The 13202-nt window shown below is 64.3% G+C and carries 12 protein-coding genes; 11 read left to right on the forward strand and 1 reads right to left on the reverse strand.

Annotation, left to right across the window (positions count from 1 at the left end; genetic code table 11):
• Positions 1-20: 20 nt before the first annotated feature.
• Entirely contained in the window at positions 21-1862 is a 1842-nt protein-coding gene (locus tag AT959_RS08355) for a TolC family outer membrane protein (protein WP_083518298.1), read from the forward strand.
• Between the two features lie 156 nt (positions 1863-2018).
• Here the strand turns inward: AT959_RS08355 and AT959_RS08360 are convergent, their stop codons facing one another.
• Positions 2019-2729, reverse strand: a complete 711-nt coding sequence (locus tag AT959_RS08360) for a response regulator (protein ID WP_066882539.1) — start codon at positions 2727-2729, stop codon at positions 2019-2021.
• A 166-nt stretch (positions 2730-2895) separates the two neighbouring features.
• Between AT959_RS08360 and AT959_RS08365 the strand changes: the two genes are divergently transcribed.
• The 10 genes from AT959_RS08365 (at position 2896) to AT959_RS08410 (ending at position 13196) form a co-directional block, all read left to right on the forward strand.
• Positions 2896-3285: an Hpt domain-containing protein gene (locus AT959_RS08365; RefSeq protein WP_066882540.1), complete on the forward strand. Its 390-nt coding sequence runs from the start codon at positions 2896-2898 to the stop codon at positions 3283-3285.
• Positions 3282-5723, forward strand: coding sequence for a hybrid sensor histidine kinase/response regulator (locus AT959_RS08370; protein ID WP_157651256.1), 2442 nt, complete (start codon positions 3282-3284; stop codon positions 5721-5723). Before AT959_RS08365 ends, AT959_RS08370 begins: the two co-directional genes overlap by 4 nt.
• Positions 5710-6084, forward strand: coding sequence for a response regulator (locus AT959_RS08375; RefSeq protein ID WP_066882542.1), 375 nt, complete (start codon positions 5710-5712; stop codon positions 6082-6084). Before AT959_RS08370 ends, AT959_RS08375 begins: the two co-directional genes overlap by 14 nt.
• Positions 6085-6187: 103 nt before the next feature.
• The gene (locus AT959_RS08380; RefSeq protein ID WP_066882543.1) at positions 6188-6685 is read left to right on the forward strand and encodes a DUF3124 domain-containing protein; all 498 of its coding nucleotides are present in this window, start codon (positions 6188-6190) and stop codon (positions 6683-6685) included.
• A 12-nt stretch (positions 6686-6697) separates the two neighbouring features.
• On the forward strand, positions 6698-7741 hold the full coding sequence (locus AT959_RS08385; RefSeq protein ID WP_240481789.1) for a potassium channel family protein: 1044 nt from the start codon (positions 6698-6700) through the stop codon (positions 7739-7741).
• 98 nt (positions 7742-7839) lie between these two features.
• Positions 7840-8148 carry an STAS domain-containing protein gene (locus tag AT959_RS08390; RefSeq protein ID WP_066882545.1) on the forward strand — a complete coding sequence of 103 codons (309 nt, stop codon included), beginning with the start codon at positions 7840-7842 and terminating at the stop codon, positions 8146-8148.
• A gap of 106 nt (positions 8149-8254) precedes the next feature.
• Positions 8255-8557 carry a c-type cytochrome gene (locus AT959_RS08395; protein WP_066882546.1) on the forward strand — a complete coding sequence of 101 codons (303 nt, stop codon included), beginning with the start codon at positions 8255-8257 and terminating at the stop codon, positions 8555-8557.
• 68 nt (positions 8558-8625) lie between these two features.
• Positions 8626-9909: an MFS transporter gene (locus tag AT959_RS08400; RefSeq protein ID WP_066882547.1), complete on the forward strand. Its 1284-nt coding sequence runs from the start codon at positions 8626-8628 to the stop codon at positions 9907-9909.
• 35 nt (positions 9910-9944) lie between these two features.
• Positions 9945-12131, forward strand: coding sequence for a sensor histidine kinase (locus AT959_RS08405; RefSeq protein WP_066882548.1), 2187 nt, complete (start codon positions 9945-9947; stop codon positions 12129-12131).
• 66 nt (positions 12132-12197) lie between these two features.
• Positions 12198-13196: an efflux RND transporter periplasmic adaptor subunit gene (locus tag AT959_RS08410; RefSeq protein ID WP_066882549.1), complete on the forward strand. Its 999-nt coding sequence runs from the start codon at positions 12198-12200 to the stop codon at positions 13194-13196.
• The last annotated feature ends 6 nt before the right edge of the window (positions 13197-13202 follow it).

The raw sequence follows: 13202 nt of genomic DNA on the forward strand, positions 1-13202 counted from the left end.
CCGATTTCGATTGACCGCCCATGAAACAGAACGCCATTCTCGTCCTTCTTCTCGCTACCGTTTTCCCCGCCCTTGCCCAGACGTCGCTGCCGGCGACGCTGAAGGAGGTGGCGCAGCAAGCGGTGCTGAACAGCCCGGAAGTGACCTCGAAATGGCACAACTACAAGGCGGCGGAAGAAGAAATCGGGGTGGCTCGCGGCGGCTTCCTGCCGCGCGTTGACCTGACCGCCGGCGGTGGCCGGGAAACCCTGCAACAACCGCCGCTGCGCGACCGTAACGACTACAGTCGGAGCAGCTACCTGCTCAGCCTCAACCAGATGCTCTTCGACGGCTTCGCCACCCACAACGAAGTCCGTCGCCTCGACAAAGCCCGCCTCGTTCGCTACTACGAACTGCTCGACGCCTCCGAAAACGTCGCCCTCGAAGCCGCCCGCGCCTACCTCGACGTCCTCCGTTACCGCTTCCTGGTCAATCTCGCCGAAGACAACTACGTCCAGCACAAAGCCACCCACGAACAACTCATCCGGCGCACCCAAAGCGGCGTCGGTCGTCGCGTCGACCTCGAACAAGCCGGCAGCCGCCTCGCCCTCGCCGAAATCAACCTGACCACCGAAACCGCCAACCTGCACGACGTCACCGCCCGCTACCAGCGCCTGATCAACAGCCAGCCCCCCGGCACCGTGCTCCCCCCCAGCCAGCTCGGCAACCAACTGCCGGCCAGCCAAAAAGCCGCCCTCGACACCCTCTACCAAAAAAACCCGGCCCTCCTCGCCGCCGTTGAAAACATCGAAGCCGCCGAACGCGACATCGACGTCCGCCGTGCCGCCTACAGCCCCAAACTCGACTTCCGGGCCCGCACCGACAACACCAACAACTACCTCGGCGTCGACGGTCAACGCAACTACAACGTCGCCGAACTCGTCGTCAGCTGGAATATCTTCAACGGCGGCAGCGACCGCGCCCGCGAAAAGCAATACATCGAACGCAAGCACCTCGCCGTCGATCTACGCGAAAAAGCCTGCCGCGACACCCGGCAAACCCTCGCCATCGCCTACAACGACGTCCAGCGCCTGAAAGAACAAAGCACCTACCTCGCCACCCAGGTCAGCCTGCTCGAAAAAACCCGCGACGCCTACCGCGACCAATTCAACGTCGGCCAACGCACCCTGCTCGACCTGCTCGACACCGAAAACGAACTGCTCAGCGCCCGCCGCAACGCCGTCAACGCCGACACCGACTTGAGCCTCGCCTACCTGCGCACCTACGCCGGCATGGGCACCCTGCTCGAAGTCCTCGGCCTGCAAAAACTCGACGCCCGCGACCCGGCCGCCAACGAACTCGCCGGCAGCGACGCCCGCCAATTCTGCCCGGCTGAAGCCATCACCCAAGTCGCCAGCAACCGCGAAACCCTCAACGCCCGCGCCATGGCCCAACTCGACAGCAAGCCGGCGCTCCCTGCCGCCGCCGTGCCGCCGGCCAGCCTCGACGGCGAACTGCAAGCCCAGGTCAACGCCTGGGCCGCCGCCTGGGCCGCCAAGAACTACAACGACTACCTCGCCTTCTACGCCCCCAGCTTCACCCCGGACGGCGGCCTGAGCCGCGAAGACTGGGCGCAACTACGGCGCAGCCGGATCGCGACCCGTGACAACATCGGCGTCGAGCTGCACGACATCAAGATCCGGCTGGACGGCCCGGACCGTGCCTTCGCCGAATTCCGCCAGGTCTATCAGTCGAATCAGTACAAGGACACGACGCAGAAGAGCCTGGAGCTGATCAAGGTCGGCGGCAAGTGGCTGATCAACCGGGAAAGCTCGGTGCCTTGTACTGGGAATACCGTCGGCGGGTGTAAGGTCAGCCGCTAGTCGCCAAGCAATGAAAAACCGCCCTTCGGGGCTAATACCGTTCAGTTAAGCGTCATTCCCGCGAAAGCGGGAATCCAGGAGCCGAGCGTTATTAGCCCTTCGGGGCGGTTTTTGCTTGTTTTGGCCGGTCGACCGCCGGACTCGGCGGCGGGCGAACTACTGGGCGTTCTGGACGTCGGCGATGAAGACGTAGCCCTGCGAGCGCAAGGTCTTGATGAAAGCGTTGCCGTCGGCCTGCTTGCCGAGAATGCGGCGGATCTGGCTGACGTGGACATCGATGATGCGATCGTAGGCGACATATTCGCGCTTCAGGACGCGCGACAGTTGTTCGCGGGAAAGCGGCGCGAACGGGTTTTCCAGGAAGGCGCTGAGCAGCGCAAAGGCAGAAACGCCGAGCGGGCTGGACAGGCCTTCGTTGTGGGTCAGTTCGCGCGAGGCGGTGTTGAGCGTCCATGGGCCGAACTGGATGTTGCGTGCTTCGCCGCGCAGGACCGGCGGGTTGCGCCCTTGGCTGCGGCGCAGCAGGCCGCGGGTGCGGGCGAGCAGTTCGCGCAGGTTGCACGGTTTGGGCAGGAAATCGTCGGCGCCGATTTCGATGCCGATGATGCGCTCGATTTCATCGGAGCGGGTGGAGTGGATGAGCACCGGCACTTCGGATTGCTGGCGCAATTGGCGCAGCAACTCGAGGCCGTCGGCATCGGGCAGGCTGAGATCAAGAATGATGACGTCGGGGTTTTCGCCAAGCTGGCGCCACATGGCGGCGCCATTTTCGGCGTAGATCGCGCCGATGCCTGCAGTGGCCAGGGTGGTGCCAAGGATATGGCGGGTGGCGGGATCGTCTTCAACGATAAGTGCAGTCTGGCGCATGGGGCTGAATGCTTGAAAAGCCTGAAGGAACGAATTGTAATCCAAGGTAAAAAAACCGGGCTTGATTTACCATGCTGGCATGTTCAAATTCCCGTTTGCTGCAACAATTAGCCGATGAACCAATTGCTACGACTGCTTCGCTGTTTTTCCGCAAGGTCGGCCTGAAATGGCGGTTCCGACTTCACTGAACGGTTTCGATGTCGCGCCGGCGGTCGACCGCATGCTCGGACAGCCTGAACTCTGGTGGCAGGCAGTCGGCCTGTTTGTCGACCACTTTGCCGGCTGGGAACCAGTCTGGTTGGCGACGCGCGGCGACGATGCGGCCGAATGCCGGCAGGTACATGCCTTGCGCAGCGCGGCCGCCAATGTCGGGGCCAGCCACCTGTCCTGCGTCGCCACCGTGCTCGAAGAGTTGCTGAGCATTCGCCTGGCGGGGCGGCCGGTGCCGGTGCCGGCCAGCCTGCGCTGGTATTTGCAGGATTGTTTTCGCGAGGTCTGGCAGGCGGCCGCCGAGGCCCGCTGGAGTGACGGACTGCCGGCCGCGAGGGCGGCGTGATCGGCGATCCCCGGGCATCTTTGCGGGCCCGGCTGGCTCGCCTCAACCGCTGCGTCTTGCTGATGACCCTTGGCTTGTTCAGCGTACTTGTTCTGTGTCTGGCGGTCGGGTTGCGCATTCGGGGCCAACTCGACCCGGCGGAGTTCGATCAACAACTGCTCTGGCTGGTCGGGCTGCTTCTGCTGGCGGGCGGGCTGGCATTGCGGCTAGTGCTGCGCTGGCAGCAGCGGCAAATCGAGCTATTGCTGGCGCCGATGCAGGACGTTGCCCGGCAGATGGCCGAGGTGTCGGCCGGGCAGTTCGACCGCCGGGTCACGCCGAGCGGCGTCGCCGAACTCGATCAACTGGGCGATGGGTTCAACGCGATGATCGATCAGGTGCGCGAACGCGACCGCTGGCTGGCCTCGCATCTCGGCAGCCTGGAGCAGATGGTCGAGCAGCGGACCCGCGAGTTGCGCCAGGCGAAGGATGCGGCCGAAGCCGGCAGCCGGGCGAAAAGCGAGTTTCTGGCGACGATGAGCCACGAGATCCGGACGCCGATGAACGGTGTGCTCGGCATGACCGAATTGTTGCTCGACACCCGGCTCGAACCCAGCCAGCGGCAATTCGTCGAGGCCGTCGAGCGTTCCGGGCGGCATCTGCTGGGCATCATCAACGACATCCTTGATTTTTCGAAGATCGAGTCCGGCAAGCTGGTGCTGGAAGATGAAGATTTCGATTTACGGACGCTGCTCGAGGAATCGCTCGAGCTGTTCGCCCAGCCGGCCCACAAGAAAGGGCTTGAGCTGCTGGCCGACCTGCCGACCGGTCAATCGCTGGTGGTGCGCAGCGACGCCTTGCGGCTGCGCCAGATCATTACCAATTTGCTGGGCAACGCCGTCAAATTCACCGAACACGGTGAAATCGTGCTCGCTCTCGCCGTGCACCGCGCCGATGAAAACGGCCTGGCCTTCACGCTGACCGTCCGCGATAGCGGGATCGGCATTGCCGCCGAGGCGCAGCAGAAAGTGTTCGAGCACTTCGCCCAGGCCGACGGTTCGACGACCCGCAAATATGGCGGGACCGGCCTTGGCTTGGCCATCTGCCACAGCCTGGTCGGCATGCTGGGCGGTAGCATGCGGCTGGACAGCCGCCCCGGGGCCGGCTCCAGTTTCCATGTCGAGCTGTGCCTGCCGCACGGCCAGGCGGCAAACTGCACTCCGCCCGCCAGCCCGCTGACGACCGGGGCTCGCCTGTTGATCGTCGATGACAGCCAGACCAACCGCGACATCCTGCTCGCCCAGGTCGAGAGCCGGGGCTTCGAAGCAGAAACCGCGGCCTCCGGTCGGGAGGGCCTGGATCGGCTGCGGGCCGCAGCCGAAGCCGGTGAGCCCTTCGCCTTGCTGCTGCTCGACATGCAGATGCCGGGCTTGAGCGGCCTGCAGGTGGCGACCGAGATTCGCAACGATCCGCGTCTGGCGGCTCTGCGCTTGCTCGTGCTCTCTTCGGCGATCGAGTCGATCGAGGCCACGGAGCGGGCCCGGCTCGGCATTGCCGACTGCCTGACCAAGCCGGTGCTGCAGGCCGAATTGTTCGCGGCCATCGCCCAGGCCCTGGCGCGGCATCCGCAGCCGGCGGGGCGGCCTGCCGTCGTCGCCCGCCCGCGCTTGCGCGGCCGGGTGCTGGTGGCGGAAGACAATGAAAGCAACCTGATTGTCGCCCAGGCCCATTTGGAGCGGCTCGGCCTGGCCGCCGGCATTGCAGCTAACGGCCGCCAGGCGCTGGAGATGTTGGCTGCCGAGCCTTTCGATCTGGTGCTGATGGATTGCCAGATGCCGGTGCTCGACGGTTTCGCGGCGACCCGCCTGCTGCGCGAGCGGGAGGCGGACAGCGGCCGGCATCTGCCGGTGGTCGCCTTGACTGCCAATGCCATGCAGGGCGACCGCGAGCGCTGCCTGGCCGCCGGCATGGACGATTACCTGGCCAAGCCGTTTTCCGGCGATGAAATGTTCGCCGTGCTGCAGCGCTGGCTGCCGGCCGAACGGCGGGAAGCGGTCGCCAGTGTCGCCAGCCCGGCCTTGCCGCCGGCCCCAGCGGCGCTCGATCCGGCCGCGCTCGACAAGATCCGGGCCCTGTCGCCGGACAAGGCCGATGAACTGGTCGGCCAGTTGCTGACCGCCTACCTGAAAGCGGCCAGCCGCGAAATGCAGAATATCGAAGCGGCCTGGCAGGTTGGCGATCTGAAACAAATGGCCCAGGCGGCGCATGCCCTGAAGTCGAGTTCGTTCAATGTCGGCGCCAATGTCTTCGGCGAAGGCCTGCGCGAACTCGAAAGCCTGAGCCTGGCCGGCGACCAGTCGGCGGTTCGGCGGCGCCTGTTCGCCATCCACGAAGAGTGGCAGCGGGTCAGGGACGGCCTGGCTGCCCTGGAGGAGGAAAAGAAACGTGACTCAGCCTGAATACCGGGTCCTCGTCGCTGACGATGATCCCACCGTCGGCCTGCTGATGCCGGCCGCCCTCGCCGGCCAGGGCTTTGCCGTGACCGTGGTCGACAACGGCAAGGCCGCCCTCAATGAATTCGAACGGACGCCGTTCGACATCATCCTGCTCGATGTCGAAATGCCGGAAATGGACGGTTTTGCGGTGTGCTCGGCGATTCGCCAGCGCCGCGGCGGCGAGATTCCGGTGGTGCTGGTTACCGGTCACACCGAGCCGGCCTTCATCCAGCGTGCCTACGATCTGGGGGCGGATTACATCGCCAAGCCGCTCGACTGGAGCCTGCTCGGCGGCTTGCTGCGCAATTTGCTGCAGACGGTCTGAAGTGTCGAATCGGCCGGCAGGCGCCGCGGGCGGCGCGGAGCAGGTATGATTTCCCTCTGTCCGGACCGGCGCTGACGTCGCATCGGTGGCAACAGGGGGAATCATGAAACAAATGAAAAATATGCGCACCGGCTTGTTCGCTCTGGTTTTTTGCCTTTGCGGCCTGTCCACCGCCGGCATCGCCCAGGAGGCGCGGCCGCTGAGCAAGGGGCAGAGCGTCTATCTGCCGATCTATTCGCACATGCTCTACGGCAACCTGGGGCGGAGTGGCAAGGCTTCGTTCGTCCAGCTCTCGGCGTTGGTCAGCATCCGCAATACGGATAGCAAGCGGCCGTTGCGCATCCTCTCCGCCAAGTATTTCGATACCCAGGGCAAGCTGCTCGGCGAACGGGTCAGTGGCCCGGCCGTACTGCCGCCGCTCGGTACGCTTGAACTGTTCGTCGAACTGAACGACGCCTCCGGCGGCTCCGGCGCCAACTTCGTCGTCAAGTGGGAAGCCGATGCCGCGATCAACCCGCCGCTGGTCGAAGCCCTGCATGCCAACATGGATGGCGGCAAGGCGGTGATCTTCACGACCCAGTCCGTGCCCGTGGCCGACTAAGCGGGCCTGGCCGTGTCATCAACCGTCAAGGCCGCGCAGGTCAGCTACATCTTTCGCCTGCTCTACATCGCGCTGGCCGGCCTGGTCGTCGTCCATGTGTTGGGCACGGCTGGCTACTATTACCTGACCGAGGGCAAGTATTCGTGGTTTGACTGCTTTTACATGACCTTCATCACCGTCGCTACCATCGGCTACGGTGAAATCATCGACATGTCGAGCAACCAGCCGGCCCGAGTGCTGACCGTCGTCATCGGCATCCTCGGCGCCGGCAACCTGTCGATGTTGTTTTCGGTGGTGACGGTGGCGCTGCTCGAAACCGACCTCAATGGAACCCTGCAGAGAAAACGCATGGAAAAGACAATCAAGAAACTCAAAGGTCATTACATCCTGTGCGGCTTCGGCCGGGTCGGCCGGAACATCGCCCACGAACTGGAGGCGACCAATCGCCATTACGTTGCTATCGACGAGGAGATGGCGAACCTGCAGGAGTACAAGGAAAAGAACCCCGGCCTGCTTTACCTGCATGGCGATGCCAGCGACGACGATGTCCTGAATGCCGCCGACCTGGCCGATGCCAAGGGTGTCTTCGCGGTGACCGGCGACGATTCGCGCAACCTGATGATCGTCATCACCGCCAAGCAGTTGAAGCCGGAAGTGCGCATCGTCGCCCGCTGCCAGGAAACCCGCAATATCGAGAAAATGCGCAAAGCCGGCGCCGATGCCATCGTGTCGCCCGATTTCACCGGCGGCATGCGCATCGCCTCGGCGATGATCCGGCCGCATGTCGTCTCCTTCCTCGATGAAATGCTCAAGTCGGAGAAAAATCTGCGGGTCGAGGAAGTCACCGTGCCGGCCGGCTTCATTCCCAAGGCTCTGGGGGCGCTCAAGCTGCGCAGCGCCAACTATGTGCTGCTCGCCGTGCGCGAGCGCAATGGCGAATGGCAATTCAATCCCGATCACGAATTCCTGCTCAAGCCCGGCTTTACGCTGATCGCCATGGCCGGCCCGGTCGGCCGCCTGGAAATCGAAACCCTGTTGATCGAAATGGCGGCCTGAGGCAGGCTTGCTTCCGCCTGCCGGCGGCGTAGTATTCAGCTTGAGTAGTGAGATGGCTTGGGCTGGAAAAACAATAGATTGCCGGTCGGGAGGCTTGCATGAAAATCGATTGCCTGAAAGCGGATGACGGCACCCCCGTCATGCATCTGGCGGGTCGCCTCGATTTCACCAAACGGGAAGCATTTGTCGAGGCGCTCGATCATTTCCTGGGCCGGGTGACGGTCCCCGAGGTCCGGGTCAATTGCGCCTGCCTCGATTACCTCGACAGTTCGGGGCTGGGCATGCTGCTCATCCTGCGCGACCGGGCCAGTCAGCTCGGTTGCACGGTTGCCCTCGTCGAGTGCCCGCCGGCAGTCCGCGATGTTCTGACCACGGTCCAGTTCGGTCGCCTGTTCCGCGTCGCCTGAGCCGGTTTGCAGCGTGGCCCTGGGGCTAGGCTGCATTTTCGGCGCGGGTTAGACTGCACCTGAAAACCGGCATCCTGACCGGTTCGTCACGACTCGGAGGAAAAAAATGAAGAAAAACTTCGCCCTGCTGCTGGTCGCCGGTCTCGTCGCCGGCTCCGCCCTGGCTTCGGAAGATCTGGCCAAGGCCAAGAACTGCATGACCTGCCATGCGTTCGACAAGAAGATCGTCGGCCCCAGCTACAAGGATGTGATCGCCAAGCGGGCCAGCGAAAAGGGGGCCGAGGCGGCGCTGGCGGCCAAGATCAAGAACGGCAGCAAGAACGAGTGGGGCGCCGTGCCGATGCCGCCGAACAATGTCACCGAGGCCGAAGCGGCAACGCTGGCCAAGTGGGTGCTGAGCCACAAGTAAGACCTGGTTTGACCCGGAGCGCCCTGCACAGGGCGCCAAAATAAAATAAATCCCCAGAGAGAGTCGGTATGGACACCCTTGGTCCGGAGCAGCGGCGCCGCCGCTGGCTCATCCTGGCCGTCGTTGCGGCGGCCTATGTCCTGTCATTTTTCCAGCGCTTCGCGCCGGCCGGCATCGCCCAGGATCTGGCGGCCGCCTTCCAGACATCGGCCGCCTCGCTCGGCGTGCTGGCCGCGACCTATTTCTACGTCTATACGATCATGCAGGTGCCGACCGGCATCCTGGCCGACACCCTCGGGCCGCGACGGATTCTGGCTCTCGGTGGCATCGTCGGCGGGCTCGGCAGTTTCCTGTTCGGCTTCGCGCCGAGCCTCGATGTGGCGCTGGTCGGGCGGACGCTGATCGGCCTCGGCGTCTCTGTCACCTTCATCGCCATGCTCAAGCTGATTGCCGTCTGGTTCGAGGAGCGGCGCTTTGCCACCATCGTCGGGATCTGCATGCTGGTCGGCAATCTCGGCTCGGTGCTGGCCGGCGCACCGCTTTCGGCGCTCGCCCAGGCCACCGGCTGGCGGGGCGTCTTCCTCGGCGTCGGCGGCTTGTCGATGACGCTCGGCGTGCTGTGCTGGCTGCTCGTCCGTGATCGCCCGGCCAGCTTGGTGGCGGGCGGCATCGAGGCGCCGCGCGTCGACCGGACGGTGGTGCTCAACGGTTTGCGGACGGTCCTGAAAAACCGGGCGACCTGGCCGGCCGCGCTGCTCAATACCGGCATGTGCGGTGCCTTTTTTACTTTTGCCGGCCTGTGGGCGACGCCGTATCTGATGCAGGTGCATGGTTTGAGCCGCAACGTGGCGGCCTCCCATCTGTCGCTGTGGTTCGGCGGCTTTGCCGTCGGCTGCTTTTTCGTCGGCACGCTGTCCGACCGCCTCGGCCGGCGCAAGCCGGTGTTGCTGGTGACTTCGCATCTGCTGGTGCTGATCTTCCTGGTCTTCCTGTCCTGCATCAAGATGCCGCTGGCCGTTTCCTATGCGCTGTTTGCGTTGACCGGGCTGACCACTGCCGGCATGAGCCTGAGTTGGGCCTGCGCCAAGGAGGTGAATCCGCCGCTGTTGTCGGGGATGTCGACCAGCGTCACCAATATGGGCAGTTTTCTCGCTGCCGCGCTGCTGCAGCCGACGGTGGGCTGGGTGATGGATTTGAGCTGGCAGGGCGAAATGCTGGGCGGCACCCGTTTTTACGATGTCGCCTCATGGCGGGCCGGCCTGCTGGTGGTCACGCTGTGCGCGGCGCTGGGCGCGTTGTGCAGCTGGTGGATTCATGAAACGCGATGCAGGAACATCTGGCAAGCCAGTTGAAGTTGTGGTGACATAGGGGTCAGAGGAGGGCGAATATGTCCTTGCAAGCGGGTGGTTTCGATGACCGGGCGCATCAGGAGCGACGCTGGGCCTTGCTCGGCGCCTTACTCGCTTTCATCGTCGCCGGCCTGCTCGCTGCCCTCGGCGCCTACAGCATCGAGCACGCCCGGCGCCAGCAGAGCGAGATCCAGGCTCGCCAGCTGGCCTCGGCCGTCGCCCATGACCTCGGCGAGCGCCTCGATCGTTCGCTGTCCGCTTCCAATGCACTGATTGCCGTATTGCGCCAGGGCGGCGGACAAATCGACGACTTTTCGACGCTGGCCAAGGAGTTGATCAATCTGTTCGGCGGCATTACTGCCTTGCAACTGGCACCGGGCGGCACCATCAGCCGCATCGAGCCGTTGCCCGGCAATGAACGGGTGATCGGTTTCAGCCCGCTGAAAGACCCGATTCAGGGGCCGGAAACCCGGCTGGTGATCGAGAATCGCCGGCTCGGGCTGACCGGACCCTTCGAATTGCGCCAGGGCGGCGTTGGCGTCATCGGCCGGAATCCGGTCTTCCTCAAGGGCAAGGATGGCGAGGAAACGTTCTGGGGGCTGGTTCAGGTCCTGATCCGGGTGCCTGACTTGCTGGTGGCGACGCCCTTGAACGGCCTTGAGGAAGCGGGCTTCCACTACGAGTTGTGGCGCATTCCACCGGGTGCCAAGCAGCGCCAGGTCTTTGCCCGCTCGTCGGATCTGCCCTTGCACGACCCGGTCGAGGTCAGCATCCCGGTGCCGAATGGCGAGTGGGTGCTCAGCGTCGGGCCGGAGCGCGGCTGGTATGGGCGCGGCAATCTGCTGCTCGATGCGGCGGGAAGTTTGCTCATCGCTTCGCTGGTGGCGTTGGCTGCCTACCTCAGCCTGCGCCAGCCGCAATTGTTGCGCCGCGAGGTGGCGCTGCGCACCCGTGAATTGCAGGCCAGCGAGGAGAAATACCGCGAACTGGTCGATTCGGCAGCGAGCATCCTGCTCAAGTGGGATAACCACGGCACGGTGCTTTTCCTCAATGAGTACGGGCAGAACTTCTTCGGTTTTCACGGCGATGAAATCATCGGCCGGTCGGTCGTCGGCACCATCGTGCCGCCGCTCGAATCGGACGGTCGCGATCTGGCCGATCTGATGGCGGAAATCTTCCGGCATCCGGAGGCCTACGAGATCAACCTCAACGAGAACATCAAGAAGAATGGCGAGCGGGTCTGGGTCTCCTGGCACAACCGGGTGGTGCGCAATGCGGCGGGGCAGCCGGTCGGCATGTTCAGCGTCGGCGTCGATGTCACCGAACGGCGGCGGGTCGAGGTTGCCTTGCAGGCGGCCAACCAGCGCTACGAGCAGTTGAATGCCGAGCTGGAAGCACGGGTCTTCGAGCGGACGCGGCAGCTGGAAAGCGAGATTCAGGAACGGCGGGCGACCGAGAGAGTGCTGGCCCGCAACGAGCGGATGGCGGCACTCGGCAGCCTGGTGGCCGGGGTGGCGCATGAGATCAATACGCCGATCGGCAATGCGCTGATGGTGGCGACGACGGCTCGCCAGCACATCAAGGATTTTGAAGCGGCGCTGGCCGCCGGACCGCTCAGTCGTTCGCGGCTCGACGCCTTCGTCGTCGCGATGCGCGATTCTGGTGCGATGCTGGAGCGCAATCTGCACCGGGCCGCCGACCTGATCCACAATTTCAAGCAGGTGGCGGTCGATCAGACCAGTGATCGCCGGCGCAGCTTCGATCTGGCGACCACCCTCGAAGAAATCCGGATGACGCTGGAGCCGCTGTTCAAACATGTGCCTTACCGGCTGGAACTGGCGGCCGAGGCGGGGCTGACGATGGACAGCTACCCCGGCGGGCTCGGCCAGATTGTCGTCAATCTGGTCGAAAACGCACTGCAGCATGCCTTCGTCGGCCAGGCCGCCGGCTGCATCCGGATCGGCGCGCGCAGCCTGGCCGATGGTCAGATCGAGATCCGTTTTGTCGATGACGGTGTCGGTATCCCTGCCGAGATTTTGCCGCGCATTTTTGATCCCTTCTTTACGACCCGTCTGGGTCAGGGCGGCAGCGGCCTCGGCCTCTCCATCGTCCTCAACCTGGCGCAGCGGCTGCTTGGCGGCGAGTTGACGGTGGATAGCGAAGCGGGGCGTGGCACCGCATTTACCTTGACCCTGCCCAGGCAGGCACCGATCCAGGAAAACTGAAGGAAATCAAGGCCCCGGCCGGGCTTGCCTTGCTTTACTGATCTAAATCAGAGTATTCTTATATATATGAATACAAAACTGTTTTCCCGGCTGGTTTTTGCCCTTTTCATGGTGTCGACCGCAGCCCTTGCCGCCGACGGGCTGCCGCTGGTCGTCGTCAAGCCGCACGCGGTCGATTTGACCTTTCCCGCCGAATCGCTGGTCGAGGCGGTGCAGCAGGCGACGGTCGGCGCTCAGGTGGCCGGCCGGGTCCTCGAAGTGAAGGCCGATGCCGGGCAGAGCGTCAAAAAAGGCGAGTTGCTGATGCGCATCGACGCGCGTGAAGCCGAAGAAGCGGCTCGGGCCGCCGAGGCGCAATACGCCAACGCCAAGGTCAGTTACGAGCGGACGAAAAACCTGGTTGCCCAGAAATTCATGAGTTCGGCCGCGCTCGACAAGGCCCGCGCCGACTTCGATGCGGCCGGTGCCAATCGCGCCGCGGCCGGGGCCAGCCAGAGCCACGCCAATATCGTTTCGCCGATGAACGGCATCGTCGCCCGGCGGCATGCCGAAATGGGCGACATGGCGACGCCGGGCAAGCCGCTGTTCACCATTTATGAACCGGGCGGCCTGCGCGTCACGGCCAGCGTGCCGCAATACCGGTTGCAGGAAATGCGCCGGGTGACGACGGCGCGCGTCGAATTTCCGGAACTCGGCAAGTGGGTGGCGGCGACGGCGGTCAAACTGTTGCCGACGGCCGATGCGACGACCCATGTCTCGCAGGTGCGGGTCAGCTTGCCGGAAGTGCCGGAAGCGACGCCGGGCATGTTCGCCCGCGTCCATTTCGTCATCGGCCAGGCCGAGAAGCTGACCGTGCCGGCCGCTGCCGTGCTGCGCCGCGGCGAAGTCGCCGCCGTCTATGTGCAAACCGCCGACGGCCGCCTGAGTCTGCGCCAGCTGCGTCTGGGCGATGCCGTCGGGCAGGGCGAGATCGAAGTGCTGGCCGGGCTGGCCGCCGGCGACCAGGTGGTGACCGACCCGATCAAGGCAGGTATTTCGCTCAAGGACCTGTCAGGAAAAAAATAAACCGGC

The sequence above is a fragment of the Dechloromonas denitrificans genome (assembly GCF_001551835.1).
GTDB classification, from domain to species: Bacteria; Pseudomonadota; Gammaproteobacteria; order Burkholderiales; family Rhodocyclaceae; genus Azonexus; species Azonexus denitrificans.